This window comes from Pseudomonas sp. LB3P25 (assembly GCF_054897985.1).
In genome coordinates this window covers 1,992,775-2,019,422 of record NZ_CM142711.1, presented here as the reverse complement: position 1 = coordinate 2,019,422, position 26,648 = coordinate 1,992,775, and the positions used below count along the sequence as shown (strand labels likewise).

Sequence of the window (26,648 nt, the reverse complement as noted above, 5' to 3'; positions counted from 1 at the left end):
CGCGGATTACCCTGCTGCAATCCTAACGCGACGGGCTCTGAGCCCGGCAATCAGCGAAGGCCCCAACGCCACCAGCGCCGACCCCAGCACCACCAGCACCGCCCCGCCATACCCCAGACCATTGATCGTCTCGGCATGCACATACTCCGGCCACATCCATGCGGCCACGGCCACCGCAGCGAACGTCACCAACGGTGTGATCGCCAGCGTCGCACTGACCCGCGATGCCTCCCAATGCGCCAGGGCTTCGGCAAACGCGCCATAGGCGATCAGGGTGTTCATGCAGCACGCCAGCAGTAGCCAGCCTTGCAGCGGACTCAGTTGCAGCGCTTCCAGCGGATGCACCCACGGCGTCAACAACAGCGCGCAGAACAGATAGATCACCATCATGACCTGAAACGAATTCCACACCGTGAGCAGTTGCTTCTGGCCCAAGGCGTAGAACGTCCAGACCGTGGACGCCAACAGCACCAACAGCACGCCGGCGGTGTAATCGGTCAGCGAGGTCAGTAACTCGGCCAGCCGTTGATTGAAGAACAGGGCAAAGCCGATCAACAGCACCAGCAGGCCAATCCCTTGCCCCACGCTGAACCGTTCCTTGAACACAAACAGGCTGGCGATCAGCAACATGATCGGGCCCATCTGCACCACCAGTTGCGCGGTGCCGGGGCTGAGCAGGTTCAGGCCCATCAGGTACAACACGTAGTTGCCCACCAGGCCGAGTACTGCCATCAGCACCAACCAGCCTCCGCGCGGCCCCAGCACCTTGCGGCTCGGCAGGCGTTTGGTCGCCGCCAGAAAAATGAACAGGCACCCGCCGGATACGATCAGGCGAAACCAGGTCACCGTCACCGGGTCCATCACCAGCAGTACTTGCTTGAGCTTGATCGGCAGGATTCCCCACAGCAGCGCGGTCACCAAGGCCAGGAACAGACCGTAAACCCAGCGACCCGATGAAATGTGCATTGCGAACCCCGAAGCCAAGTGGCGAGAAAGGTCATTCTAGGCTTAGCGCCGTCCGGCACACAGGGACAGTTGGGCGCTGGCCGCGAATGAAACTGTGCAGGTCGCACCATTAAATTGGCGCTATGCCGTCGATCGGCTGGCCAGGCATTGCAAGTGGTTCATGCATAAGCTCATGGGATTCGCCATCAGGAACATTCCTCAGGAGATCGCCATGTACGGCAAGCGCGCCCAGGACAATGCCCCCGCCACGCACTTTCGCTGTGATCGGGTGTGTCGTGTGAATGGGGAGTTGTATTTCAGCACCCGGGAAAACACCCTCGAGGGGCCGTTTGAAAACCCGGAGAAATTGGCGCGGGAGGTACAGGCGTATATCGAGCGGATGCTGCTTTTGCGTATGAGCCTGTAGACCGCGGCGCCTCCATTCGCGAGCAGGCTCGCTCCCACAGGGATCTCGTGTGTGCCATAGATCGAGTGTGGGAGCGAGCCTGCTCGCGAAGGCGGTTAATCAGGCAATACAAATCTTCCGGATTTAACGCACAGCTTCGAACAACCCGGTCGCCCCCATCCCGCCACCCACACACATGGTGACGATGCCGTAACGCACGTTGCGGCGCTGCAATTCACGCACGAGATGCCCGACCTGACGCGAGCCGGTCATGCCGAACGGATGGCCGATCGAAATCGAACCTCCGTTGACGTTGTACTTGTCGTTATCGATCTCCAACCGATTGCGGCTGTACAGGCATTGCGAGGCGAACGCTTCGTTGAGTTCCCACAGATCAATGTCGGCAATCTGCAAACCCTTGGCCTTGAGCAACTTCGGCACCGAGAACACTGGGCCGATGCCCATTTCATCCGGCTCGCAACCGGCCACGGTGAAACCACGGAAGAACGCCTTGGGCTTCAACCCCAGTGCCAGTGCTTTTTCCAGGCTCATCACCAGCGTCATCGACGCGCCATCGGACAACTGCGAAGAATTGCCCGCCGTCACCGAACCGTCTTCGACAAACACCGGTTTCAATCCCGCCAAGCTTTCCAGGGTGGTGCCCGGGCGATTGCAGTCATCGTGATCGACGATGCCTTCAAGGATCTGCACCTGACCGGTGGCCTTGTCTTCAACGCGATACTTCACCGCCATCGGCACGATTTCGTCGTCAAACAATCCAGCGGCCTGAGCCTGAGCGGTACGTTGCTGACTTTGCAGCGCGTACAGATCCTGTTCTTCGCGGCTGACGTTGTAACGACGAGCGACGATTTCGGCGGTCTGGCCCATCGGGAAGTAAATGCCCGGGACCTGCTCTTTGAGCAGCGGATTGATCAGGTTGTCGGTGTTGATGCTTTTCATGGTCAGGCTGATGGACTCGACGCCACCGGCGACAATGATGTCGCTGCAACCCGAAGCAATCTGGTTAGCGGCGATGGCGATCGCCTGCAAGCCCGACGAGCAAAAACGGTTGAGGGTCATGCCGGCAGTGCCGGTGCCCAGGCGCGACAGCACCGCGATGTTGCGACCGATGTTGAAGCCCTGGCCACCTTCGTTAGAACCGGCACCGACGATGCAATCCTCGACGCTGGCCGGGGCGATGCCCGAGCGCGCCAGCAGTGCATTGACGCAATGGGCCGCCATGTCGTCCGGACGGGTCTGGTTGAATTTGCCGCGAAAGGATTTGGCCAGGCCGGTCCGCACGCTGTCGACGATCACCACTTCACGCATGGCATACCTCATTGTTGTTGTCGGTTGAGAGTGGACCGAGCATAAGTCCACCGCATTACCGACCGCGACAATCATTCACCCCGCGTATGCGCAACCATCGCTCACTTCTTGTGCTGTTTCGCTTTCCTGTCGTGTTTGTCGGACTTTTCAAACGCCTCTTCCAGCGCCAGATTGATGGTGCGCAGGACTTTGACCCGTGCCCAGCGCTTGTCATTGGCTTCCACTAGCGTCCAGGGCGATATCTCGGTGCTGGTGCGATCAACCATGTCACCGACCGCCGCGCGGTAGTCGTCCCATTTTTCACGATTGCGCCAGTCATCTTCGGTGATCTTGAAACGCTTGAAGGGAATTTCTTCCCGCGCCTGGAAACGTTCCAGTTGCGTCTGCTTGTCGATGGCCAGCCAGAACTTGACCACAATCACCCCGGCGTCGGCGATCTGCTCTTCAAAATCATTGATTTCACTGTAGGCCCGCAACCAGTCCGCCGGCGGGCAGAAGCCTTCGACGCGTTCCACCAGCACCCGCCCGTACCACGAGCGATCAAACACCGTGAACTTGCCCTTGGCCGGGATGTGCCGCCAGAAACGCCACAGATAAGGCTGCGCCCGTTCCTCTTCGGTGGGCGCGGCAATCGGCACGATGCTGTACTGACGCGGATCGAGGGCCGCCGCAACCCGGCGGATCGCCCCGCCCTTGCCTGCCGCATCATTGCCCTCGAACACCGCCACCAAAGCGTGCCGGCGCATGCGTTTGTCGCGCATCAGGCCGGAGAATCGCGCCTGCTCGGTAATCAATTGTTCTTCGTAATCGTCCTTGTCCAGACTCTGAGTCAAATCCAGACTGTCGAGCAGGTTCAACTGATCGACATGAATGGGCAACGGCGCGGCATTGACCTTGTCGGGATGGACCTCGGGACGCTTCAGGGCATTTTGCAGGCCTTCGAGCAGGATCTTGCCCACCGTCAGACTGCGGTAATGGGCGTCCACCCCTTCGATCACATGCCAAGGCGCGTAGTCGCGGCTGGTACGGCGCAACACGCGTTCGCCGTACTTCACGAATTTGTCGTAGGTTTGCGATTGTTGCCAGTCCAGTGGACTGATGCGCCAGCTGTGCAGCGGGTCATCCGCCAGTGCCTTGAGCCGCGCCTTCATTTGCTTCTTGGAGAGGTGGAACCAGAACTTGAAGATCAGTGCACCTTCGTCGCAGAGCATTTTTTCAAAGCGCTCGGACTGATTGATCGCCTGATCCAGCACCGGGTCTTTGAACAAGCCATGAACCCGGCCTTGCAGCATCTGGCTGTACCAGTTGCCGAAGAAAATCCCCATGCGGCCCTTGGCCGGGAGCATCCGCCAGTAGCGCCAGGCTGGTGGCCGCGCCAGCTCTTCGTCGGTCTGCTGATCGAACGTGCGGACCTCGATCAGGCGTGGGTCCATCCATTCGTTAAGCAACTTGACCGTCTCGCCCTTGCCGGCCCCTTCGATGCCATTGATCAGAACGATGACCGGAAAGCGGCGTTGCTGGTGAAGTTCGAACTGCGCTTCGAGCAAGGCTTCACGCAGGGCCGGCTCTTCTGCGTCGTAGGTTTCTTTGTCGATGGAGTGACCGATTTCGGCGGATTCGAACATGGATGGCTCCCTTTCCAGATTGAGCAAGACTAACGGATTGACCTCGCCAGCGTGGGAGAAATCCCTTGCCTCTCAGCAACGACTGGCTCCTTGTAGCAGCTGGCGCAGCCTGCGTTCGATCGCGCAGCGGTCGCAAAATCAGCCGATGTATTTTTTCAGGTAAACCGTGAACTCAGGATTTACGACCGCTGCGCGATCGAACGCAGGCTGCGCCAGCTGCTACAGATTTTCAGCGAATCTGCGAGCGCACGCGTTGCCATGGATCAAGCACCGCCCCGGCGATCGGCTAGAATGGCCGCCTTGCCGTTGCCGAGCCTGCCATGAAACCTGTATTGCCCCACGCCCAGCTCGACTGGGACGACCAAGGGCTCCCGCGTTCGCGGGTGTTCGATGATGTGTATTTTTCCGATCTGTCGGGGCTGGACGAAACCCGCTACGTGTTCCTAGAACAGAACGCTTTGCGTGAACGCTTTGCCGCATTGCCGGCCGGCGGTCGGCTGGTGATTGGCGAGACCGGTTTCGGCACCGGGTTGAATTTCCTTTGCGCCTGGCAACTGTTCGAACAGCACGCGGTGGCCGGTGCGCGCCTGCATTTTGTCAGTGTCGAAAAGTACCCGCTGAGCCTGCCCGATCTGCAACGTGCGTTGGCCCTGTGGCCGGAGCTCAAACCGTTTGCCGATCAACTGCTGACGCAATACATCGCAATCCACCCAGGCTTCCAGCGTCTGGTGCTGGATAACGGCCGCGTGACCCTGACCCTGCTGATCGGCGATGCGCTGGAACAATTGCCACAACTGGACGCGCAGATCGATGCCTGGTTTCTCGACGGTTTTGCCCCGGCGAAAAACCCCGACATGTGGACCGCCGAACTGTTCGCCGAACTGGCGCGTCTGGCGGCCCCTGGCTCAACCATCAGCACTTTCACCAGCACCGGTTGGGTGCGCCGTCTGCTGAATGCGGCGGGATTCAAGATGAAGCGCACGCCAGGCATCGGCCATAAATGGGAGATCCTGCGGGGCGTGTTCCTCGGCTGGCCTGAGGAAGTCCCGATGCCCGCCCTGGCTAAACCATGGTTTGCGCGTCCGACGCCACTGAACGGCGAGCGTCGTGCCATGGTGATCGGTGCCGGCCTGGCCGGTTGCGCCAGCGCCGCCAGCCTGGCGGCGCGGGGTTGGCACGTCAGCCTTCTGGAGCGTCACGATGCGCTGGCGCAGGAAGCCTCGGGCAATCCTCAGGGTGTGCTGTACCTCAAGCTTTCGGCCCATGGCACCGCGTTGTCGCAGCTGATTGTCAGTGGTTTCGGTCACACCCGGCGTTTGCTGGAACATTTGCAACGGGGCATCGACTGGGACGATTGCGGGGTCTTGCAACTGGCCTTCAACGTCAAGGAAGCCGAGCGTCAGGCGCAATTGGCCGCCGCTTTTTCGCCAGACCTGGTGCACTTGCTCGATCAACCGCAAGCCCAGATTCAGGCCGGGATCACCCTGGAGCACGGCGGATTATTCTTCCCGGAAGGTGGCTGGGTTCATCCGCCGGCGTTGTGCCATTGGCAGGCGTCTTCGGCGAACATCCAGTGGCTGCCCCATCGCGATGTACTGGAACTGCGCAAGGTTGATGATCAGTGGCAGGCTTGGGACGGTGATGATTTGCTGGCCAGTGCCCCCGTGGTGATCCTGGCCGGCGCCGCCGAGATCAAGCGTTTTCCACACAGCGCCGAGCTGCCCCTCAAACGCATTCGTGGCCAGATCACCCGACTGGCGCAAACCCCTGAAAGCCAGAGCCTGGCCACCGTCGTCTGCGCCGAAGGCTATGTGGCACCGGCCCGACTGGGCGAACACACCCTCGGCGCCAGCTTCGACTTCAAGAGCGATGACCTGACCCCAACCCTCGCCGAACACCTCGGCAACCTGGCCTTGCTCGAGGAAATCTCCCCCGACCTGGCCACTCGACTGCATGCCCAGGAACTGGACCCGCAACAGCTTGAAGGACGCGCCGCGTTCCGCTGCACCAGTCCGGACTACCTGCCGATCGTTGGCCCGTTGGCCGAGCAAGCAGCGTTCGCCGAGGCCTACGCCGTACTGAGCAAGGACGCCCGGCAAGTACCGGACATTCCCTGCCCCTGGCTTGAGGGTTTTTACGTCAACAGCGGCCACGGTTCTCGCGGCTTGATCACCGCACCACTGTCGGGTGAATTACTCGCGGCATGGATCGAAAACGAACCTCTGCCCCTGCCCAGAACGGTCGCCGAGGCCTGCCATCCCAATCGTTTCGCCGTGCGCCAGTTGATCCGCGGAAAAGTCTGACGCCGCGCCTTATAACTTATCGGTCTAAAACTCCGGGGATTCAGCCGGGTCAGTTTCTGAGTACCCGCCGTTTTTGGCGCGGTATCGATTGACCCTCCCCAACGGAAAAACCGGTAAGGAATTTATGTGCGGATTAGCTGGCGAGTTACGTTTTGATCATCAACCTGCAGACCTTGCAGCCATTGAGCGAATCACCCATCACCTGGCCCCTCGCGGCCCTGACGCATGGGGCTTTCATGCCCAAGGGCCCATTGCCCTGGGCCATCGTCGCCTGAAAATCATGGACCTGTCGGACGGCTCGGCGCAGCCGATGGTCGACAACCAATTGGGCTTGTCCCTGGCCTTCAACGGCGCGATCTACAACTTCCCGGAACTGCGCACCGAGCTTGAAAGCCTTGGTTACGCCTTCTATTCCGGTGGTGACACCGAAGTGCTGCTCAAGGGCTATCACGCCTGGGGCGAAGCCTTGCTGCCCAAGCTCAACGGCATGTTTGCCTTCGCCATTTGGGAACGCGACGCTAAACGCCTGTTCATCGCCCGCGACCGTCTCGGCGTGAAGCCGCTGTACCTGTCGCGCACCGGCCAGCGCCTGCGCTTTGCCTCGGCATTGCCGGCGCTGCTCAAGGGCGGCGACATCAACCCGATCCTCGATCCGGTGGCGCTGAATCATTATCTGAATTTCCACGCCGTGGTCCCGGCGCCGCGCACCTTGCTGGCCGGCATCGAAAAACTGCCACCGGCGACCTGGATGCGCATCGAAGCGGACGGCACCTGCGAGCAGAAAACCTGGTGGACCCTGCCCTACGGCCCACACGCCGACGAGATGAATCTGACACTCGAAGACTGGCGCGACCGTGTACTCGACAGCACCCGTGACGCGGTGGCGATCCGTCAACGTGCGGCGGTCGACGTGGGTGTTCTGCTTTCGGGCGGTGTCGATTCGAGCCTGCTGGTCGGTCTGTTGCGTGAAGTCGGTGTTGAAAACCTGTCGACCTTCTCTATCGGTTTCCAGGATGCCGGCGGCGAGCGTGGCGACGAGTTCCAGTATTCGGACCTGATCGCCAAGCACTACGGCACCCAGCATCACCAATTGCGCATCGACGAAAAAGAGATCATCGAGCAACTGCCCGCGGCGTTCCGCGCCATGAGCGAACCGATGGTCAGCCATGACTGCATCGCCTTCTATCTGCTGTCCCGCGAAGTGGCCAAGCATTGCAAAGTGGTGCAGAGCGGCCAGGGTGCCGACGAACTGTTCGCCGGTTATCACTGGTATCCACAAGTCGACGGTGCCGAAGATCCGTACACCGCCTATCGCGATGCGTTTTTCGACCGCAGCTACGACGACTACGCCGCTACCGTGAAGCCAAAATGGCTGACGGCTAATGATGCGGCCGGTGACTTCGTCAAAGAACATTTCGCACAGCCCGGCGCCGATGCAGCGGTGGACAAAGCCTTGCGTCTGGACAGCACGATCATGCTGGTGGACGACCCGGTCAAACGCGTCGACAACATGACCATGGCCTGGGGCCTGGAAGCGCGCACACCGTTTCTCGACTACCGCTTGGTGGAATTGTCGGCCCGCGTGCCGGGCAAATTCAAATTGCCGGACGGTGGCAAGCAGGTCTTGAAAGAAGCGGCGCGGCTGGTGATTCCGAGTGAAGTGATCGATCGCAAAAAAGGTTACTTCCCGGTCCCCGGCCTGAAGCATTTGCAGGGCGACACGCTGAACTGGGTGCGCGAGCTGCTGCTTGATCCGAGTCAGGATCGCGGTCTGTTCAAGACAGAAATGCTCGACCGCCTGCTGACCGATCCGCAAGGCCAGTTGACCCCGTTGCGCGGCTCCAAACTGTGGCAATTGGCGGCGCTGAACTTGTGGCTCAGTGAACAAGGAATCTGATCGATGAAACCCCACGCCACGGCCTACAGCCAACGCTTGTTGCGCGGTCAGGCGCCCTCGTACGAACGCTTGCAGGCACGCCTGGCCGAAGATGGTAGCGAATTGGGCGTCGCACCGATTGCCGTGCATTGCGGTTGGGGCCGGTTGCTGATCGGCCACACCTTTCCGGATGCGGCGAGCCTGGCCCAAGAGCTGCTCAACGAGCACACCGGTGAACGTGACATCGCCCTGTACGTGGCTGCGCCTCAGCAAGTGCTGGGGCTGGAGCCGGCACAACTGTTTCTCGACCCGTCCGATACCCTGCGCCTGTGGTTCAGTGATTACCGCCAGTCGACTCGGGTGTTTCGCGGCTTTCGCATCCGCAGGGCCCAGGGCGACACGGACTGGTTGGCGATCAATCAGCTGTATCAGTTGCGCGGCATGTTGCCGATCGACGCCAACTTGCTGACCCCGCGCCATCAGGGTGGCCCGGTGTATTGGCTGGCCGAAGATGAGGACAGCGGCGCGATCATCGGTAGCGTCATGGGCCTCAATCATCACAAAGCGTTCAACGATCCGGAAAATGGCAGCAGCCTGTGGTGCCTGGCCGTCGATCCGCAATGTTCGCGACCGGGCGTCGGTGAAGTGTTGGTGCGGCATTTGATCGAGCACTTCATGAGCCGAGGGCTGAGTTACCTGGACCTGTCGGTGCTGCACGACAACCGGCAGGCGAAAAGTCTTTACGCCAAGCTGGGGTTTCGCAACCTGTCGACCTTCGCGATCAAGCGCAAAAACTGCATCAATCAGCCGTTGTTTCTCGGCCCGGGTCCCGAAGCCGAGTTCAATCCTTATGCACGGATCATCGTCGAGGAAGCTCACCGCCGTGGCATCGAAGTACACGTCGATGACGCCGATGCCGGCCTGTTCACCTTGATCCATGGCGGTCGCCGCGTACGTTGCCGTGAATCCCTCAGCGATCTGACAAGCGCCATCAGCATGACGTTGTGCCAGGACAAAAGCCTGACGCACAAAGTGCTCAAGGCCGCCGGCCTGAACCTGCCGTCGCAGCAACTGGCCGGCAACGCCGATGACAACCTGGCGTTTCTCGATGAGCACGAACGGGTGGTGGTCAAACCGCTGGATGGCGAACAGGGTCAAGGCGTCGCGGTGGATTTACGGACCATCGAAGAGGTCCAGCAAGCCATCGAATCCGCCCGCCAGTTCGACAGTCGCGTGCTGCTGGAGAGCTTCCACGAAGGCCTCGACTTGCGGATTCTGGTGATCGGTTTTGAGGTGGTCGCCGCGGCCATTCGCCGACCGGCAGAAGTGGTGGGCGATGGTCAGCATTCCATCGGTGCGCTCATCGAAGCCCAGAGCCGGCGTCGTCAGGCGGCCACCAGCGGTGAAAGTAAAATCCCGCTGGATCATGAGACCGAGCGCACGTTGAACGCTGCCGGTTACGACTACAGCAGCATTCTGCCGGCGGGCGAGCATCTGTTCGTACGGCGTACGGCGAATCTTCATACCGGCGGCATTCTTGAGGATGTGACGGCGATCCTGCATCCGACGTTGGTGGATGCAGCAGTGCGCGCGGCACGGGCGCTGGACATTCCGATGGTCGGGCTCGACCTGATGGTGCCTGCGGCGGATCGACCGGAGTATGTGTTTATCGAAGCCAATGAGCGTGCCGGGTTGGCTAACCATGAACCGCAGCCAACGGCCGAGCGGTTTGTGGATTTGTTGTTTCCGCATAGTCAGCCGGCGGTGTCTTAATGATGTCGTGCCTGGACTGGCCTCTTCGCGAGCAGGCTCGCTCCCACATTTGACCGCACTCCACTGTGGGAGCGAGCCTGCTCGCGAAGGCGTCAGCCCAGGCAGCAAATTTTTTCCCCTCATCGGAACCATCGATGTCGTCAACTCATCAGGAGTTTCCATGACCAGCAAAATTCCCGAACCGGATCTGAACTACCTGCAAAAAGTCCTGCTGGAAATGCTCGCCATTCCCAGCCCGACCGGGTTCACCGACACCATCGTGCGTTACGTCGCCGAGCGGCTTGAAGAGCTGGGCATTCCCTTTGAGATGACCCGCCGCGGCACTATCCGCGCCACCCTCAAGGGCAAGAAAAACAGCCCCGACCGAGCGGTCTCCGCCCACCTCGACACCATCGGCGCGGCAGTTCGCGCGATCAAGGACAACGGCCGTCTGACCCTGGCCCCCGTCGGTTGCTGGTCCAGCCGCTTTGCCGAGGGCAGCCGGGTCAGCCTGTTTACCGACAACGGCGTGATCCGTGGCAGCGTGTTGCCGCTGATGGCTTCCGGGCATGCGTTCAATACCGCCGTGGATGAAATGCCGATCAGTTGGGATCACATCGAACTGCGCCTGGACGCCTATTGCGCCACGCGTGCCGATTGCGACTCTCTGGGGATCAGCGTCGGTGATTTTGTCGCCTTCGACCCTTTGCCGGAGTTCACCGAAAGCGGCCACATCAGCGCCCGTCATCTCGACGACAAGGCCGGCGTTGCCGCATTGCTGGCGGCACTGAAAGCGATCGTCGACAGCGGCGAAGAGCTGATGATCGACTGTCATCCGCTGTTCACCATCACCGAGGAAACCGGCAGCGGCGCCGCGGCGGCGTTACCGTGGGACGTCAGCGAGTTCGTCGGCATCGACATTGCCCCGGTCGCGCCGGGCCAGCATTCCAGCGAACATGCAGTGAGCGTGGCGATGCAGGATTCCGGCGGGCCTTATGACTATCACCTGTCGCGGCATCTGCTGCGCTTGGCCAGTGACAACGAATTGCCGGTGCGCCGCGACCTGTTCCGCTACTACTTCAGCGATGCCCATTCGGCGGTCACTGCCGGGCATGACATTCGCACCGCCCTGCTCGCCTTCGGCTGCGACGCCACTCACGGCTACGAACGCACCCACATCGATAGCCTCGCCGCCCTCAGTCGATTGCTCGGCGCCTACATTCTGAGTCCGCCGGTGTTTGCCAGCGATGCTCAACCGGCCAAGGGTTCACTGGACCGGTTCAGTCATCAGATCGAACATGAGACGCAGATGGAAAGCGATACGCGGGTGCCGTCGGTGGATAGTCTGGTGGGGCAGCGCTCCGAAAGCTGAGTCTTGCTTGAGATAGGCTGTGATTGAAAGATTGCCATCGCGAGCAGGCTTGCTCCCACAGGAGTACGCGGTCACCTGTGGGAGCGAGCCTGCTCGCGAATACGCCAGATCAGACAACACAGAACCCCAGGCTAGCCGCCGTTGGTCATTCGCCGTAGCATCGCGCCATTGTTTAGCCGAGGTGCCTATGCTGATTCCCCACGACCAACTTGAAGTCGACACCCTCACCCGCCTGATCGAGGATTTCGTGACCCGTGACGGTACGGACAACGGCGATGACACGCCGCTGGAAACCCGTGTTCTGCGTGTTCGCCAGGCATTGACCAAGGGCCAGGCGCTGATTGTCTTCGATCCGGACAGCGAGCAATGCCAGTTGATGCTCAAGCACGATGTGCCCAAGCACCTGTTCGACTGAGGCCTTCAGCGTCCTTTGTTTTTCGCCAGTTTGACCTGGATGCGGTCGTAGACCTCGGCCCGGTGCACGTTGACGTTTTGCGGCGCTTCGACACCGAAGCGCACACTGCCTCCGTTGACAGCAAGAATGCGCACGGAAATGTTGTCACCGATGGAAATCAACTCGCCCACAACGCGACTGAGTACAAGCATGGCATTCGTCCTTCAGGGTTATCGGACCCTGAAGATGCCCTGCGCTCAGAGGGTCTTCAATGCGATTACGGCAAATCAGTCCCGCCCTACAGCGCCGTCCGAACACCTCCTATAGAAACGTCCGACAAACCCATCGAATGAAGGACCGATCCTTCAGGAAGCGGAGAATCGCGGGCCGAAAAGGATGACGCTCGCCCCGATCACACACAGCGCCACACCGAGCCAGTCCGAGCCCAGCGGACGAATCCGCTCGACCACCGCCAGCCAGCCGATCGACGCGATGATGTAGATGCCACCGTAAGCGGCATAGGCGCGACCGGCGTAGGTCGCTTCGATGCGGGTCAGCAGCAGCGCAAACAAGGTCAGACTGAGCAGAGCCGGCACGACCCACCAAGCGCTTTTACCCTGGCGTAGCCACATCCAGAAGGCGAAACAGCCGGCAATTTCGAACAGCGCGGCGAGAAAAAACCACAGGTAATTGAGCATGCAAACGTCTCGCGAGGATGGCCGATGCCGGCCACCCTAACGACGGTGTTGTGTAGGGGGCAAGCTCAACCTGCGGTTTGTTTGGCCTTGGCGCGCATTTTGTCGGCCATGACTGTCATTTCGTCGTAGAGCAATTGCGGGTTCTTCTGCTTGAGCGCCCAGGCCATGCGGCCCTGTTCGTGGGGCAGAATCATGAATTCGCCGGCGGCGACGTGCTGATAGATGTAGTCGGCAATGTCGGCCGCGGTGATCGGCGAGCTTTCCAGCAACTTGCCGACCTGGGCTTTCATGGCCGGCGTCGGGCCACGGAAGGAGTCCAGCAGGTTGGTCTGGAAGAACGACGGGCACACCACATGCACACCGATTTCCTCCTGCGCCAGCTCGATCAACAGGCTTTCGGACAACGCCACCACGCCAGCCTTGGCGACGTTGTAGTTGCTCATGGCCGGGCCTTGCATCAGGGCTGCCATCGACGCGATGTTGATGATCTTGCCTTTGCTTTTTTCCAGCAGCGGCAGGAAGGCCTTGCAGCCCTTGACCACGCCCATCAGGTTGATCGCGATCTGCCAGTCCCAGTCTTCCAGGGACAGTTCACAGAAGAACCCGCCCGAGGCAACGCCGGCGTTGTTGACGATGACATCGATACCGCCGAATTTCTCTTCGCAGGCTTGGGCGAAGGCGGTCAGCTGGCTGTAATCGCGCACGTCGCAACGCTGGATAAAACCGTCGCCGCCGGCTTCGCGAACCAGTTTCAGGGTTTCTTGCAGACCGGGTTCGCTGACATCCGACAAGGCCAGCTGCCAGCCTTCACGCGCCCAGCGCAGCGCGATTTCGCGACCTAAGCCTGAGCCCGCGCCAGTGATCATCATGCGATTTTGCATAGCAAGCAGCCTTGTTGTTCCGGGGAAGATGCGTCGAGTGTAGCGAAGGACAATGCCCGACCCACGCTCCATCAGATTGCTGAATGGCCCGAGCAAACCGCGGGAGCGTCTGAACCAACTAGAGTAATAAAAAACGGAATAAGCCTTTCTTCGAAAAACATTAAAAAAACTTGGAATTTTCTTTCATGCGCGACAGTCGGATTTTGTAAGCAGCCTGGTTTTTAGCATCCCGGCTGACACTTAAACGCCAGGTAATCCAGAACACTTCCAACAAGGAAATAGACATGGGCACAATTCTTATCGTAATCCTGATCCTCTTGCTGATTGGTGGTTTACCAGTGTTCCCGCACTCCAGAAGTTGGGGTTATGGCCCGTCGGGTATCATCGGCGTGGTGTTGGTGGTGCTGTTGATCCTGCTGTTACTCGGCAAGATATAAAGATTTAACAGGCAAAAAAAAGAGGCCCTTTTCAAGGGCCTCTTTTTTATTGCGTCAATACTTAGTCCGGCTTGCCGTCAACCACCCCGGCAGTGTTGTCGATCAGGCTCTTGGTCGCCGTTTGCAGGAACGCTTCGAGCTTGAGCTTCAGCTCAGCGGTACGCGGTGCATCCGGAACGATCTCGGCGTGAGGTGTCGCGCCCAGTTCGTACTGGTACATCTTCGGCGCCATTTCCTTTTCCTTCGGCAGCACCAGAATCTGATCAGCCGTGATGATGGCGGTGGTCTGCTCGCTACCCGACGGTTTGATCACGCCAAAGCCGGTGTCGCCTTCAGGCAGGTTGAGCAGGTCACGCCCCCAGCACTGATGACGTACTTCACCACCGATACGGCCCATGATGGTCGGCACGATGTCGATCTGCGTGCCCACGGTATGGTCAAGCCGGCCGAACTTTTCCTGGATGCCTGGCGCGATCATCAGCATCGGCACGTTGAAGCGGCCCAGGTCCATTTCGGTGATCTGGCGCTCGTTGCCAAAACCGTGGTCCCCGACGATGACAAACAGGGTTTCCTTGAAGTACGGCTCCTTGCGGGCCTTTTCAAAGAACTGGCCCAGCGCCCAGTCCGCGTAACGCATGGCGGTCAAATGCTCGTTCAGGCTACCGCGATCGGTCACGCGCTCGACCGGCAATGGGGTCGGCAAGGCGTATGGCGTGTGGTTGGACAGGGTTTGCAGCAACGCATAGAACGGCTTGCCGTTTTCCCGCGCCTTGAGTTCGACCAGACCACGGTCGAACATGTCCTGGTCGGACACGCCCCAGGTCGGATCAGAGAACACCGGGTTCACGAAGTCGTTACGACCAATGAAGTTGGTCATGCCCTGGTTGCTGAAGAAACCCGACTGGTTATCCCAAGCGAAGTCGCCGTTGTAGACGTACACGTCTCCATAGTTACGGGCACTGAGCAATTGCGGCAGGCCGGACAACTTGTGGCTGCCTTCCGGCGTCTGCATCAGGTATTCGAAACCCGGCAGGTTCGGGAAGCAGGCCATGGTGGCGAACATACCCTGGTGGGTATGGGTCCCGTTGGAGAAGAAGCGGTCGAACAGCAGGCCTTCTTTCGACAGTTTGTCGAGGTACGGCGTGATGTTGCCCGGTGCACCCAAGGCGCCCACCGAGTGACCGGCCATGCTTTCCATCAGGATCACGACAACGTTCTTGATCGGCAGGGTTTTGTCGGCCGGCGGCGTGTAATCGCGACGCACGGCGGCGGTTTCGGCATCCACCAGTTTGTCGTCTGGCATCACCAGCATGTCACGCACGATTTTCTGCGCTTCAGGCTGTGGCAGGGTGGCCTTCCAGATGTTGTCGCGATCTTCGGACATCCGGCTCTTGGCGGCTGCGACCAGCGACAAGGTGCCATTGAGGCCCAACTGGTTGGCGAAGTTCGAGTCGGTGGTGTAGACGTCACCCCAACGCAGTGGCGGGCCCTGACGCAGGGTGCCACGAGCGGCCACCACGCAGACCAGCAGGCAGACGACGAACACCGTGATGCGCGCATACCATGGGGCGATCTGGCGCGTGCCGATGCTGCCGCCGCTGAAGGGGCCACGAGGACGGGTGGCGCGGTCGGCGCCCTTGAACGCCAGGGTCAGGATCAACGTGCCCACGGCCCAGGCCAACAGGTAGCGAACCACCGGGAAACCGTACCAGAGCATGCTCATCACGGTTTTCGGGTCTTCCTTTACATATTGGAAGACCAGGCCGTTGAGGCGCTGGTGGAACTCGCGGTAGAAATCCATCTCCATCAGGCCGAGGAACAGGGCGATGCTCGAGGCAATGGTCAGCCAGAAACGGAAGAACCCGCGTGCGGCCATCGCCCGGGCGCTGAACAGCGCCAGCAGCAACGGAATGCTGAGGTAGACCACCAGACGCAGATCGAAACGCAGACCGTTGGCGAACGCTTCGAGAAAGGTCGAGGCCGGGGTGTCGAGGATCATCTCGCGGTTGTATACCAGCAGCGCAACGCGCAGCAGGCTGAACATGACCATCATGACCAGGGCACACAGCAGCGTGTAGGCCAGATGCGATTTGACGGTCGGTTGCAGCAGGCGACTAGAAGCTCGCTGCTGACTCAGGGCGTCCGGGTTTGCCATGTCGTTTTAGGACCCATTGGAAGTTGAAGTTTCAAAAATACAGCGGCGCCTTGCCCTCTGTTGGCCAGTACTCGGCCCCGGGGTTTGCGCGGTGCGCAAATGTTGCACGATCAACCGCGGCATTGCCATTGATTACTGTCCGGCATGTCTGGCGCGGGCGAATTGTCTTGGAGGCTTTGTGAAAATTTCGTGCAACGCATATTCGGAAACAAAATAAAGCCCCTGCCCCCGATGCCAGTCGTTCGGGGGCATATCCGTTTCTGCGGTAACGGCGACTGGCGGTTTCGCTTTTACAGCGAGTCACTTGGAAAAGCCCCAAGTAACCAAGGGCTCTTGCCCCGCCATTCGGTGCCTCGCCTAGGCTCGGCATGCCGTAACGAAGGCATTGCTCCGGGGGCCCGCCGCCATCGGCCATCCATGGCCGGGGGCGGCTACCGCGGCATCCTTGCCGCGGTGCCCCCTGCGCAACACCTGCGTTCGGCCTCTGGGAAAGGGGCAGTAGATCAAAATCAAAATCAAAAGCCACAGCCACAGCCACAGCCACAGCAAGATCAAAAGATCGCAGCCTCGTTTCACTCGACAGCTGCTACAGGCGGGAGGAGGTGTACGCACGCTCCTCACCACTCAACAGGCCGAGCGTTAGCTCGCCTGCAGCTTTTGATCTTGATGCACCGCCCCCTCACGCCCTGAGCCTGTCCGTCAACCTGTGACTACCTCCATCGGCGCCCTACCAAATAGAAAACGCCCCAAACAAGTCAGGGCGTTTTATCAAAATGGGCGATTACTTCTCAGCGCGTTCTTTCAGGGCTTTCAAGGTATTGAACGGCGCATCGACCACAAACTTGTTGGCTACCATGGACGGTATGCTACCGCCCGGCTCGGTGTGCACCTGATAGGTCACTTCGATCTGATCGCCCTTGGGCACGAACTTCCAGAAACCGTCGACCTTGGTCACCCGCACAAAGCCTTTTTCCTCAGGAATGTACTTCGGCACACCTTCAAGTTTGCGGGTCAGGCTGCCATCAGCCCCCTCGATGGTGGTCACATGCAGCACCGAGTCACGCTCGGTGACCGGCCAAGGGGTATTGAACTGGGTGTAGGTCCAGCTCTGATCACCTTCGTGTTTGAGCAACTTCTGGGTCTTGCATTCGTGAATCCAGGTGCAGGCCCCTGGCACGTCTTCCTGCAATGCGCGCAGTTTGGCTATGGTGGTCTTCATCAGCGTGACGCCACGGTAGGCCTTGTAATCGGAGCCGGCCACCTCGCTCAAGGATATCTTGATGCCGTCCTGTTCCTTGGCGACTTTCCAGTCTTCGGCCTGAGCAGCCGTGGTGGCGAGCACCACCGTCAAACCACACAGCACAGCCATACGTTGCAGCGAACCCATAGTCTTATTCCTTATTGTTGAAGTTCCGTTCGTTGAACACATCACGCCGCCGTCATTTGCTCCCACCAACCCAGCAATTTGATCGCTTCGTCGCTGCTGCTTCCGCAGACTTCGACGTCGGCTTCGAATGCCGAGCAAACGGCTGGTCGTTCGGGATTGCCGAAAATACTGCACAGATTATCGACAGAGAGTTGTACGCAACGTTCTCCGGCGGGTTTGCCATTGGGCATGCCGGGAATCGGTGAACTGATGGAAGGGGCAATGCAACAGGCGCCACAGCCTTCACGGCATTTCATGACGACGAGCTCCTCGCGACGGGCGATGGGTAAAAGGACGTGGCACAGAGTAACCGCTAAAACGCTTGTTTAAAATTGCCTGGCCCCCGGTTTTTTCGCTCAAACGAGCGTGACTGACCAGTCTCCGACAAAGCGTCTGGCCAGCGGGTCACGGATGAGAAGGAATTACCGCTTGAACTCGAATTCCAGTGCCGCGCCTTCGACTTCACGGCGCTCTTCGTTGCGCAGTTGCAACTTCATTTCGTTGCTGATCAGCCTTCCGTTGAGCTGAAAGGGAGAGCTGCCGGCCTTTTCACCAAACATTTGCGGCAACACCGCATCGTGTCTGGGCAACGGTACCGTACCGATCGGTTTCAGCTCCTCGGCCATGTCTTGGGGCAGGCTCAAATCCAGGTCGGCCGAAGGAAGCTTGGTTTTCACGATCTCACTGGCGGATTTGGACTTGGAGGCAATCGGCGGTCGCTTTTTCACCGGGGCCGCTTTCTTTTTGACCGGCGCGGCTTTTTTAGCGGGAGCCGGCTTTTTCGACGTGGCGCTGGCTGTCGGTTTTTCCTGAACGGAAGCCGCCATGACGCTTTCCGCCTGGAAGGTCATCAGCAGGCAGATCGACAGCCAGACGGCGGGGAAAATCGATTTCATGGATCCAACAGCGCAAACGGCAGGAGGCCATATGCTCGCCTGTTGCACGCAACAAGACAAGCACGGACAGGAACAACCTGCCCGTCCCGTCAAAAGCCGCCGGCCATCTCCTGACAGAGCTGGGTGGCCAACATGCCCAGGGTCATCAATGCACGTTCGGCTTCACGGTTCCAGGGTATGCCACAGTTCAATCGAATGCAGTGATTGAATTGCTCGGTGTTACTGAAAATCAGCCCCGGCGCGATACTGATGCCCTGCTGCAACGCCCGAACGTGCAGCTCCTGCGTGTTGACCCGCCCCGGCAGGCTGACCCACAGAATGAAGCCGCCGGTCGGCCGGGTCATCTGCGTGCCTTCCGGGAAGTATTGCTGCACCGCCAGCTGGAAAGCGCTGAGGTTCTTGCGGTACTCCTGACGGATGTAGCGCAAATGCCGGTCGTAACCACCGTTCTCCAGATAGGCCGCGATGCCCATTTGCGTAACGCTGCAGGCCGAATGGGTACTGAAGGTCTGCAAACGCTGGATTTCCTGCTGGTACTTGCCGGCAATCATCCAGCCAATCCGCACGCCCGGCGACAGGGTTTTGGAGAAGCTTGAGCAATAGATCACCCGATCCAGCCGATCGTAGGCTTTAAGGGATTTGGTGCGCCCCTGCTCGAACATCAGTTCGCCGTAGATATCGTCTTCGACAATCTGGATATCGAAATCCGAGGCCAGGCGCAGCAGTTGCTTCTGCCGCTCTTCGGGCATGGTGCCACCCAATGGATTGCTCAGACGAGTGGTCAGCACCAGCGCCTTGATCGACCACTGGTTGGCCGCCAGTTGCAGGGCTTCGAGGCTCATACCGGTGGCCGGATCGCTCGGAATCTCGATGACCTTGAGGCCCAGCAGGTCAGCCAGTTGCAGCAAACCGTAGTAGGTCGGCGACTCGGCGGCGATCAGGTCGCCCGGACGGGTCAGCACGCGCAGCGACATCTGCAACGCATCGACGCAGCCGTGGGTGATCACCACTTCCGACGGATCGACCACCACGCCGGCGTCACGCATGCGGATCGCCACTTGTCGACGCAACGGTTCGAAACCCGGACTGAACATGTAGCTGAAAGCCCGCGGGCTATGGAAACGGGTGACTTTGGCCAGTTGCTGATGCAGCGCCCGCACCGGCAGATAATCAACGCTTGGTACGGCCGCGCCCAAGGGAAACACACCCTCGCGGCGGGATTCGACCAGCACTTGCTGGATGATGCTACTGCGAGTGACCAGACCGGGACGCTCGACCCGGGCGATGTCCGGTGTCGGCGCGGTCAGGGCCGGGGTCTGGTGCACGTAGTAACCCGATTGCGGCCGGGCGCGGATCAGCCCCTGATCCTCGAGGTTGGCGTAAGCCTGCAACACCGTCGCATGGCTGACGTTGAGCTGCGAGCTCATCTTGCGCACCGAAGGCACGCGCTCCCCCGGTTGATAAACGCCACGGCGGATGTCTTCGGCCAGTTGTTGAGCAATACGTTGGTAGAGCAAGAGATTGGTCATGACGCAGCACTCGATTTCACGGGCATTTTATTCTTGTGTGGAACAATACCGGAACAGTTTAGAAGTGTACGGGGACAGTTGCCACAATAGTCGACCGTACAGTGCAGTGTCAGCAAAAACTGTACTGTTTTGTGGGGCAATTGGCAGGCGTAAAAAAACCCGGCGCTGACGGGCAGGCCGGGTTTGTAGCAGCTGTCGAGTGAAACGAGGCTGCGATATTACAGTTCCACTTGAGTTCCGAGCGAAAGAAGATCGCAGCCTCGTTTCACTCGACAGCTGCTACAGGATCTCTAGCGTCAGCAGTTTCCGTAAACCTGCTTCATCCAGTAACGCCCCCCCTTAGCGGGCAGCGCCGAGCTGGCCTTTTTCGTCAGAGAACACAATTTCCACCCGACGGTTCTGCGCACGACCCCGTTCGGAGGCGTTCGCGTCGACCGGATATTCATCACCGTAGCCTTCGACCTGGATGCGTTTGTCGTCGATGCCCAAATCCATCAGCACGTCTGCCACCGATTGCGCACGGTCACGGGACAACTTGAGGTTTTCCTGCTTGCCGCCGGTACTGTCGGCGTAACCTTCGATGCGCACCACGCGCTTGGGGTTGAGCTGCAGGAACTGCACGATCTTCAACACCACGCGGTTCGCCGAGTTTTTCAACTCTGCTTCGCCCGTGTCGAACAGCACGTCGCCCAAGGTCATCACCAGGCCGCGGTCGGTCTGGGTGGTCGCCAGCGCGACAATCTGTTCTTCGAGCCACTTGCCCTGCTGCTGCACGCTGAGCAGTTTGGATTCGCGCAGGGCCAGTTGCAGGCGCTGACGCTCCAGTTCGAGCTTCGCTGCACGTTCTTCGTTGAGCACCTGATTGGTGTGTTCGCGTGCGATTTCGCTATAGCGCTCACTCAGGTAAGCGTAATGCAGCACGTCCGTTCCACTGCCCCAGTAGCTGGACAGACGATCAGCACGGGCCAGCGATTCACCGGCGCGTATCACGTCCTTGGGCGCGATACGCAGCACGTTGGAGTCTTCCTTGACCTTCTGAAAGTCAGTACTGGCTTGCTGCAACGCGGCCTCGCTGTGCTGACCGGCACAACCATAGAGGCTGGCGCAGCCTGCCAGGATAAAACCGCCGAGAGCTTTGGTCTTGAGGCTCATTGGGCATCTCCCAGTTGCTTGCGCAGGCGAGTGATGCGGGTATTGAGCACGTTCAACTGCTCCTCGCTCTTGAGGGTCAGAACCCGGGCTTCGGCCAGACGCGCGTCCAGCTCGGCCTGCTCGGCCCGCATGCGCGCGTTCTTGAAAGATTGGTCGTTCATGCTGCCCTTGGCGCGGTTGAACTTGTCTTCGGCCAGTTTCATTTCCGGCACGTCGTCGGCGGTGGCGCCCACGGCCTTGGCCTGCTCGAGTGCCTGTTCGGTCAGGCGCATTTGTTCATTCGGCGCCGGATCGGCTGCACAACCCGCCAGAGCCAGAACGGCCAGGGCAGCGAAAAGAGGTCGAATACTCACTAAAAATCCCTACTGTTTTGGGGTACTGACAGGTTGTTGCTGCGGTTGTGAGAGCTGCGCCTTCCAGCGCTCGATATTGCGTTGCAGCACGGCTTCCGTCAGTCCGGACGCGGGCAATTCTGTCATCTTTTTGGCCAGCTGTCCGCGCAACCACGGATCGTTGCAGGCGGAGTTGTGGGAAACCGCGAGGAACAGACCGGGCTTGTCGATCGGTTGTGGACGGGCGATCAGGTCGTTGGCCAGGTTAAGTGTCTGCGCAGCCGCCATGCCCGAGTAGCGTCCGGCAAGAACAAATTCCACCTCGCCCAGCAGCAATTTCTGAAAGGCCTGGGTCAGGTTAGGCGTACGTGCGAGGGTCAATTGCTGCTCGGCGAACGTGCCAAATGCCGGGGTCATACGAGACTTTTCCGACAATGCGCCGGGATGACCGTGAAGGTCCTGCGCTTCGTTGTAGACCAGCGTCGAGTCTTTGCGGGTCCAGACCAGGTAATCGTTTTCCAGTAACGGCGGATGAATGTAATCCAGAGTATCCAGTTCACTGACCGTCAATGACGCATCCGCCAGCATGTCCATTCGCCCACTGCGCACTTCCTCCAGAGCCTGGGAACGTTTGCCGGCGTAAAGCAATTGGACCTTGATCCCCAACTCCCCCGCCACTTGCTGCAACAGGTCAGCACTGGCGCCGATCAGGTGCTTGGGGTTTTGTGGGTCTTGCCACAGGTACGGCGGCGCGTCCGGGCTGCCGGTCACCACCAGGCGTTCGCACTTGCCTGCAGCGACGGACAGCGCCGGCAACACCGTCAGACTCAGCAGCAATGACCAGCCGTAAACGCGGCGCAGATCCATGGCAATACTCTCCACTCAAACCCCGTTATATCGCCTGTAGGAGCTGTCGAGTGAAACGAGGCTGCGATCTTTTCAGGTCCACTTGAATCCCAAGCGAAAGATCAAAAGATCGCAGCCTCGTTTCACTCGACAGCTCCTACATAGCTCCTAAAGAACAAAAAAAAGCCCGACCAAAAGGTCGGGCTCTTTATAAGTCAGGGCGCTGGATTAGACCAGCTTCTCGAACTCAGGGATGGCTTCAAACAGGTCCGCGACCAGGCCGTAATCGGCCACCTGGAAGATCGGCGCTTCTTCGTCCTTGTTGATCGCAACGATCACTTTGGAGTCTTTCATGCCGGCCAGGTGCTGGATCGCGCCGGAGATACCTACCGCGATGTACAGCTGTGGAGCAACGATCTTGCCGGTCTGACCGACTTGCATGTCGTTGGGTACAAAACCTGCGTCGACCGCAGCGCGGGAAGCACCGACGGCAGCGCCCAGCTTGTCGGCCAGGGCGTACAGGTGTTTGAAGTTGTCGCCGTTCTGCATGCCACGGCCGCCGGAAACGACGATCTTGGCAGCGGTCAGTTCCGGACGATCGGACTTGGCCAGTTCTTCGCCGACGAAGCTGGAAATACCAGCATCGTGAGCCGCAGCGACCGCTTCAACGGCAGCCGAACCACCTTCAGCAGCCACCGGGTCGAAACCGGTAGCACGCACGGTGATGACTTTGACCGCAGCGTTCGATTGAACGGTAGCGATGGCGTTACCGGCGTAGATCGGACGCTTGAAAGTGTCAGCGCTTTCGACCGAGATGATCTCGGAGATCTGGTCAACGTCCAGCTGAGCGGCAACGCGCGGCAGGATGTTTTTGCCGTTGGAAGTCGCGGCAGCCAGGATATGGCTGTAGCCAGCGCCCAGCTCGGCCACCAGCGGTGCTACGTTTTCCGGCAGTTGGTGAGCGTAAGCGGCGTTGTCGGCCACCAGCACTTTAGCCACGCCAGCGATTTTCGCAGCGGCTTCAGCCACGGCGCCAACGCCCTGGCCTGCAACCAGAACGTGGATATCACCACCGATTTTGGCGGCAGCCGCCACGGTGTTCAGCGTGGCCGGGGCCACGACCTTGTTGTCGTGTTCAGCGATTACCAAGATAGTCATGATTAGATTACCTTCGCTTCGTTTTTCAGTTTCTCGACCAGTTCAGCCACCGACTTGACCTTGATACCCGCACTGCGTGCAGCTGGCGCTTCGACTTTCACGGTCTTGTTAGTGGAGGCGGTGGAAACGCCCAAAGCGTCCGGAGTCAGCACTTCGAGAGGCTTCTTCTTGGCTTTCATGATGTTTGGCAGGGACGCGTAGCGCGGCTCGTTCAAACGCAAGTCGGTGGTGACGATGGCCGGCAGTTTCAGGGAAACCGTCTGCGCGCCGCCGTCGACTTCGCGAGTCACGGCAACGGTGTCGCCGCTGATTTCGACTTTGGACGCGAACGTGCCCTGACCGTAGCCGCTCAATGCAGCGAGCATCTGGCCAGTCTGGTTGTTGTCGCTGTCGATGGCTTGTTTACCAAGGATCACCAGCTGAGGCTGTTCCTTGTCGACAACCGCTTTCAACAGTTTGGCAACGGCCAGGGAGGTCAGATCTTCGGCGGATTCGACGAGGATGGCGCGGTCGGCACCCAGAGCCAGCGCGGTGCGCAGTTGCTCTTGAGCGGTGGACGGGCCGATGGAGACGACGACGATTTCAGTCGCAACACCTTTCTCTTTCAGGCGTACGGCTTCTTCCACTGCGATTTCGCAGAACGGGTTCATCGACATCTTGACGTTGGCGAGGTCGACGCCGGAATTGTCCGCCTTGACGCGAACCTTGACGTTGTAATCCACAACGCGTTTGACAGCTACAAGAACCTTCATGGATTCCTCGTTACTCTCCGGTGAAAAGAAAGTCGCCTAGGCGAACCTGGCGGTTTGATGCTCATCGGCGCAAGGGCACCTCTAAAAACGCTGGCCGGTGTAAAGGTGAACCCTGCTCACGAGGTAAATGACCGTTCGTCAGTGGTGACTGATGAGTCATTCATTACCGCGGCGTGTAAACTGCGCGCCAGAACCTGCGCTGCGCATCACCTTGTACTGCCATCGCCCTGTCTTTAGAGGTGCTCTTGATACCAACAGTCAGCCTACGGCGAGCGCAAAACCGACCGTATCTTGACCGGAACGCCTATTCCGGTCAATACGGCAAAATGGCCAGTCATAAGCCGCGTGACTTTGATTTCTCTGGCTTTGAGCCGATTCAAACAAACGTTTGTATTGGACGCTAGGAGTGGTGTAGATATAATGCGCCACCTTAGAGAGAAAGGTGGCTCATCGATTGTCCTCTTCCTGCATTGCGCAGGGATTCATGGATGCGACACCAAACCTCCAATTAGAAAAAAACTGTTGAGCCTTGAGTAGGAGATAACCTGTGGAACGCGAATACATGGAATTCGACGTGGTCATCGTCGGTGCCGGCCCCGCTGGTCTTTCCGCCGCCTGCCGATTGAAGCAGAAGGCCGCCGAAGCCGGTAAGGAAATCAGCGTCTGCGTGGTCGAAAAAGGCTCCGAAGTCGGTGCTCACATCCTGTCCGGTGCCGTGTTCGAACCACGCGCCCTGAACGAATTGTTCCCTGACTGGAAAGAACTCGGCGCCCCGCTGAATACGCCAGTCACCCGCGATGACATCTTCGTTCTCAAGAACGCTGACAGCGCGCAAAAAATTCCTGACCTCTTTGTGCCCAAGACCATGCACAACGAAGGCAACTACATCATCTCCCTGGGCAATCTGTGCCGCTGGCTGGCTCAGCAGGCCGAGAACCTGGGCGTGGAAATCTACCCCGGCTTCGCCGCCCAGGAAGCGCTGTTCGACGAGAACGGCGTGGTTCGCGGGATCATCACTGGCGATCTGGGCGTTGACCGCGAAGGTCAGCCGAAAGAAGGCCTGTACACCCCGGGCATGGAACTGCGTGGCAAGTACACGCTGTTCGCCGAAGGTTGCCGCGGCCATATCGGCAAGCAGTTGATCAAGCGCTTCAACCTCGACAGCGATGCCGACGCCCAGCACTACGGCATCGGCCTGAAAGAAATCTGGGAAATCGACCCGGCCAAGCATCAGCCAGGCCTGGTGGTCCACACCGCCGGCTGGCCGCTGGACATCATGGGCACCGAGAACACCGGCGGCTCGTTCCTCTATCACCTGGAAAACAACCAGGTCGTAGTCGGTCTGATCGTCGACCTGTCTTACAGCAACACTTACCTGTCGCCGTTCGACGAGTTCCAGCGCCTCAAGCATCACCCGGTGCTCAAGCAGTATCTGGAAGGCGGAAAACGCATCAGCTACGGCGCGCGCGCCATCAGCAAAGGCGGCTTGAACTCGCTGCCGAAAATGGTCTTCAAGGGCGGCGCGCTGATCGGTTGCGACCTCGGCACCTTGAACTTCGCCAAGATCAAAGGCAGCCACACCGCCATGAAGTCCGGCATGCTCGCCGCTGAATCCGTGGCTGAGGCGCTGTTCGCTGAAAAAGACGGCACCGAAGAGCTGACCACTTACGTCGACGCCTTCAAAAAGAGCTGGCTCTACGACGAACTGTTCGCCAGCCGCAACTTCGGCCCGGCGATCCACAAGTTCGGCGCCATCGCTGGCGGTGGTTTCAACTGGATCGACCAGAACATCTTCGGCGGAAAACTGCCGTTCACCTTGCACGACAACAAGCCGGATTACGCTTGCCTGAAACTCGCGGCCGACTGCAAGAAGATCGACTACCCGAAACCGGACGGCAAGATCAGCTTCGACAAACTCAGCTCGGTGTTCATCTCGGGTACCAACCATGAAGAAGAGCAGCCGTGCCACCTGAAGCTGGCCGATCCGAGCATCCCGATCGCCAAGAACCTGCCCCTGTACGATGAGCCTGCCCAGCGTTACTGCCCGGCCGGTGTGTACGAAGTGGTGACCATGGAAGACGGTGAGAAGCGCTTCCAGATCAACGCCCAGAACTGCGTTCACTGCAAGACCTGCGACATCAAGGACCCTGCACAGAACATCACCTGGGTGGCGCCGGAAGGCTCTGGCGGCCCGACTTACCCGAACATGTAAGTCGAATGCCTGAACATCAAGGCTCCCGAACGGGGGCCTTTTTGTTGCCCGCGATTTATGAAACATCAAATACCAATGTGGGAGCGAGCCTGCTCGCGAATGCGGTGTATCAATCAATATCAATGCTGAATGATCGACCGCATTCGCGAGCAGGCTCGCTCCCACAGGGGAT

Annotated in this window: 24 protein-coding genes; 8 read left to right on the top strand and 16 right to left on the bottom strand. The window is 59.4% G+C overall.

The genetic code is table 11. The features are described 5' to 3' along the window. Positions 1-6: 6 nt before the first annotated feature. Positions 7-966 (bottom strand): DMT family transporter, encoded by a 960-nt coding sequence (locus ACYZTW_RS08935; protein ID WP_462004569.1) that lies wholly within the window; start codon positions 964-966, stop codon positions 7-9. Positions 967-1,177: 211 nt separating this feature from the next. Between ACYZTW_RS08935 and ACYZTW_RS08930 the strand changes: the two genes are divergently transcribed. Further along, a complete protein-coding gene (locus ACYZTW_RS08930; protein ID WP_149629284.1) occupies positions 1,178-1,372 on the top strand; it encodes a DUF6316 family protein in 195 nt (64 codons plus the stop codon). A gap of 123 nt (positions 1,373-1,495) precedes the next feature. Here the strand turns inward: ACYZTW_RS08930 and ACYZTW_RS08925 are convergent, their stop codons facing one another. Both ACYZTW_RS08925 and pap read right to left on the bottom strand, forming a co-directional pair. Next, on the bottom strand, positions 1,496-2,680 hold the full coding sequence (locus ACYZTW_RS08925) for a thiolase family protein (RefSeq protein WP_462004568.1): 1,185 nt from the start codon (positions 2,678-2,680) through the stop codon (positions 1,496-1,498). 101 nt (positions 2,681-2,781) lie between these two features. Next, the gene (gene pap / locus ACYZTW_RS08920; RefSeq protein WP_462004567.1) at positions 2,782-4,305 is read right to left on the bottom strand and encodes a polyphosphate:AMP phosphotransferase; all 1,524 of its coding nucleotides are present in this window, start codon (positions 4,303-4,305) and stop codon (positions 2,782-2,784) included. 320 nt (positions 4,306-4,625) lie between these two features. Between pap and mnmC the strand changes: the two genes are divergently transcribed. From mnmC to ACYZTW_RS08895, 5 genes are all read left to right on the top strand, one after another. Then, entirely contained in the window at positions 4,626-6,608 is a 1,983-nt protein-coding gene (gene mnmC / locus ACYZTW_RS08915; protein ID WP_462004566.1) for a bifunctional tRNA (5-methylaminomethyl-2-thiouridine)(34)-methyltransferase MnmC2/FAD-dependent 5-carboxymethylaminomethyl-2-thiouridine(34) oxidoreductase MnmC1, read from the top strand. A gap of 124 nt (positions 6,609-6,732) precedes the next feature. After that, entirely contained in the window at positions 6,733-8,505 is a 1,773-nt protein-coding gene (locus ACYZTW_RS08910; RefSeq protein WP_462004565.1) for an N-acetylglutaminylglutamine amidotransferase, read from the top strand. A gap of 3 nt (positions 8,506-8,508) precedes the next feature. Continuing rightward, the gene (gene ngg, locus ACYZTW_RS08905; RefSeq protein WP_462004564.1) at positions 8,509-10,257 is read left to right on the top strand and encodes an N-acetylglutaminylglutamine synthetase; all 1,749 of its coding nucleotides are present in this window, start codon (positions 8,509-8,511) and stop codon (positions 10,255-10,257) included. A gap of 160 nt (positions 10,258-10,417) precedes the next feature. Continuing rightward, the gene (locus tag ACYZTW_RS08900) at positions 10,418-11,608 is read left to right on the top strand and encodes an osmoprotectant NAGGN system M42 family peptidase (RefSeq protein WP_462004563.1); all 1,191 of its coding nucleotides are present in this window, start codon (positions 10,418-10,420) and stop codon (positions 11,606-11,608) included. 187 nt (positions 11,609-11,795) lie between these two features. Beyond that, complete coding sequence (locus tag ACYZTW_RS08895; protein WP_025212539.1) at positions 11,796-12,023, top strand: YheU family protein; 228 nt, start codon at positions 11,796-11,798, stop codon at positions 12,021-12,023. A gap of 5 nt (positions 12,024-12,028) precedes the next feature. On the opposite strand, the gene csrA is transcribed toward ACYZTW_RS08895, so the two are convergent. The 3 genes from csrA to ACYZTW_RS08880 form a co-directional block, all read right to left on the bottom strand. Then, on the bottom strand, positions 12,029-12,214 hold the full coding sequence (gene csrA / locus ACYZTW_RS08890) for a carbon storage regulator CsrA (protein ID WP_129437377.1): 186 nt from the start codon (positions 12,212-12,214) through the stop codon (positions 12,029-12,031). 153 nt (positions 12,215-12,367) lie between these two features. Beyond that, positions 12,368-12,700, bottom strand: coding sequence for a YnfA family protein (locus ACYZTW_RS08885; RefSeq protein ID WP_074878904.1), 333 nt, complete (start codon positions 12,698-12,700; stop codon positions 12,368-12,370). Between the two features lie 65 nt (positions 12,701-12,765). Beyond that, complete coding sequence (locus tag ACYZTW_RS08880; protein ID WP_462004562.1) at positions 12,766-13,581, bottom strand: SDR family oxidoreductase; 816 nt, start codon at positions 13,579-13,581, stop codon at positions 12,766-12,768. A 278-nt stretch (positions 13,582-13,859) separates the two neighbouring features. Between ACYZTW_RS08880 and ACYZTW_RS08875 the strand changes: the two genes are divergently transcribed. Further along, a complete protein-coding gene (locus ACYZTW_RS08875; RefSeq protein ID WP_172901242.1) occupies positions 13,860-14,018 on the top strand; it encodes a DUF3309 family protein in 159 nt (52 codons plus the stop codon). A 61-nt stretch (positions 14,019-14,079) separates the two neighbouring features. Here the strand turns inward: ACYZTW_RS08875 and ACYZTW_RS08870 are convergent, their stop codons facing one another. From ACYZTW_RS08870 to ACYZTW_RS08825, 10 genes are all read right to left on the bottom strand, one after another. Further along, entirely contained in the window at positions 14,080-16,173 is a 2,094-nt protein-coding gene (locus ACYZTW_RS08870; protein ID WP_462004561.1) for an LTA synthase family protein, read from the bottom strand. A gap of 781 nt (positions 16,174-16,954) precedes the next feature. Further along, the gene (locus ACYZTW_RS08865; RefSeq protein WP_462004560.1) at positions 16,955-17,560 is read right to left on the bottom strand and encodes an START domain-containing protein; all 606 of its coding nucleotides are present in this window, start codon (positions 17,558-17,560) and stop codon (positions 16,955-16,957) included. Between the two features lie 41 nt (positions 17,561-17,601). Further along, entirely contained in the window at positions 17,602-17,856 is a 255-nt protein-coding gene (locus tag ACYZTW_RS08860; protein ID WP_462004559.1) for a YkgJ family cysteine cluster protein, read from the bottom strand. 165 nt (positions 17,857-18,021) lie between these two features. After that, on the bottom strand, positions 18,022-18,495 hold the full coding sequence (locus tag ACYZTW_RS08855; protein ID WP_462004558.1) for a translation initiation factor 2: 474 nt from the start codon (positions 18,493-18,495) through the stop codon (positions 18,022-18,024). A gap of 89 nt (positions 18,496-18,584) precedes the next feature. Next, positions 18,585-20,024 (bottom strand): aminotransferase-like domain-containing protein, encoded by a 1,440-nt coding sequence (locus ACYZTW_RS08850; protein WP_046031720.1) that lies wholly within the window; start codon positions 20,022-20,024, stop codon positions 18,585-18,587. A 339-nt stretch (positions 20,025-20,363) separates the two neighbouring features. After that, positions 20,364-21,176 carry an OmpA family protein gene (locus ACYZTW_RS08845; RefSeq protein WP_462004557.1) on the bottom strand — a complete coding sequence of 271 codons (813 nt, stop codon included), beginning with the start codon at positions 21,174-21,176 and terminating at the stop codon, positions 20,364-20,366. Continuing rightward, the gene (locus ACYZTW_RS08840) at positions 21,173-21,529 is read right to left on the bottom strand and encodes a DUF4398 domain-containing protein (protein WP_462004556.1); all 357 of its coding nucleotides are present in this window, start codon (positions 21,527-21,529) and stop codon (positions 21,173-21,175) included. The genes ACYZTW_RS08845 and ACYZTW_RS08840 overlap by 4 nt, the downstream gene beginning before the upstream one ends. Before the next feature lie 9 nt (positions 21,530-21,538). Next, entirely contained in the window at positions 21,539-22,375 is an 837-nt protein-coding gene (locus ACYZTW_RS08835) for a substrate-binding periplasmic protein (protein ID WP_462004555.1), read from the bottom strand. 207 nt (positions 22,376-22,582) lie between these two features. Beyond that, positions 22,583-23,512 (bottom strand): electron transfer flavoprotein subunit alpha/FixB family protein, encoded by a 930-nt coding sequence (locus ACYZTW_RS08830; RefSeq protein ID WP_462004554.1) that lies wholly within the window; start codon positions 23,510-23,512, stop codon positions 22,583-22,585. 2 nt (positions 23,513-23,514) lie between these two features. After that, positions 23,515-24,264 carry an electron transfer flavoprotein subunit beta/FixA family protein gene (locus ACYZTW_RS08825; protein WP_056745417.1) on the bottom strand — a complete coding sequence of 250 codons (750 nt, stop codon included), beginning with the start codon at positions 24,262-24,264 and terminating at the stop codon, positions 23,515-23,517. Positions 24,265-24,811: 547 nt separating this feature from the next. Here ACYZTW_RS08825 and ACYZTW_RS08820 point away from each other — a divergent pair. Next, positions 24,812-26,476 (top strand): electron transfer flavoprotein-ubiquinone oxidoreductase, encoded by a 1,665-nt coding sequence (locus ACYZTW_RS08820; protein WP_462004553.1) that lies wholly within the window; start codon positions 24,812-24,814, stop codon positions 26,474-26,476. Positions 26,477-26,648: the final 172 nt, after the last annotated feature.

Coding starts and splice junctions, on each gene's coding strand:
- ACYZTW_RS08935 (WP_462004569.1), bottom strand. CDS start 966: ATGCACATTTCATCGGGTCGCTGGGTTTACGGTCTGTTCCTGGCCTTG.
- ACYZTW_RS08930 (WP_149629284.1), top strand. CDS start 1,178: ATGTACGGCAAGCGCGCCCAGGACAATGCCCCCGCCACGCACTTTCGC.
- ACYZTW_RS08925 (WP_462004568.1), bottom strand. CDS start 2,680: ATGCGTGAAGTGGTGATCGTCGACAGCGTGCGGACCGGCCTGGCCAAA.
- pap (WP_462004567.1), bottom strand. CDS start 4,305: ATGTTCGAATCCGCCGAAATCGGTCACTCCATCGACAAAGAAACCTAC.
- mnmC (WP_462004566.1), top strand. CDS start 4,626: ATGAAACCTGTATTGCCCCACGCCCAGCTCGACTGGGACGACCAAGGG.
- ACYZTW_RS08910 (WP_462004565.1), top strand. CDS start 6,733: ATGTGCGGATTAGCTGGCGAGTTACGTTTTGATCATCAACCTGCAGAC.
- ngg (WP_462004564.1), top strand. CDS start 8,509: ATGAAACCCCACGCCACGGCCTACAGCCAACGCTTGTTGCGCGGTCAG.
- ACYZTW_RS08900 (WP_462004563.1), top strand. CDS start 10,418: ATGACCAGCAAAATTCCCGAACCGGATCTGAACTACCTGCAAAAAGTC.
- ACYZTW_RS08895 (WP_025212539.1), top strand. CDS start 11,796: ATGCTGATTCCCCACGACCAACTTGAAGTCGACACCCTCACCCGCCTG.
- csrA (WP_129437377.1), bottom strand. CDS start 12,214: ATGCTTGTACTCAGTCGCGTTGTGGGCGAGTTGATTTCCATCGGTGAC.
- ACYZTW_RS08885 (WP_074878904.1), bottom strand. CDS start 12,700: ATGCTCAATTACCTGTGGTTTTTTCTCGCCGCGCTGTTCGAAATTGCC.
- ACYZTW_RS08880 (WP_462004562.1), bottom strand. CDS start 13,581: ATGCAAAATCGCATGATGATCACTGGCGCGGGCTCAGGCTTAGGTCGC.
- ACYZTW_RS08870 (WP_462004561.1), bottom strand. CDS start 16,173: ATGGCAAACCCGGACGCCCTGAGTCAGCAGCGAGCTTCTAGTCGCCTG.
- ACYZTW_RS08865 (WP_462004560.1), bottom strand. CDS start 17,560: ATGGGTTCGCTGCAACGTATGGCTGTGCTGTGTGGTTTGACGGTGGTG.
- ACYZTW_RS08860 (WP_462004559.1), bottom strand. CDS start 17,856: ATGAAATGCCGTGAAGGCTGTGGCGCCTGTTGCATTGCCCCTTCCATC.
- ACYZTW_RS08855 (WP_462004558.1), bottom strand. CDS start 18,495: ATGAAATCGATTTTCCCCGCCGTCTGGCTGTCGATCTGCCTGCTGATG.
- ACYZTW_RS08850 (WP_046031720.1), bottom strand. CDS start 20,024: ATGACCAATCTCTTGCTCTACCAACGTATTGCTCAACAACTGGCCGAA.
- ACYZTW_RS08845 (WP_462004557.1), bottom strand. CDS start 21,176: ATGAGCCTCAAGACCAAAGCTCTCGGCGGTTTTATCCTGGCAGGCTGC.
- ACYZTW_RS08835 (WP_462004555.1), bottom strand. CDS start 22,375: ATGGATCTGCGCCGCGTTTACGGCTGGTCATTGCTGCTGAGTCTGACG.
- ACYZTW_RS08830 (WP_462004554.1), bottom strand. CDS start 23,512: ATGACTATCTTGGTAATCGCTGAACACGACAACAAGGTCGTGGCCCCG.
- ACYZTW_RS08825 (WP_056745417.1), bottom strand. CDS start 24,264: ATGAAGGTTCTTGTAGCTGTCAAACGCGTTGTGGATTACAACGTCAAG.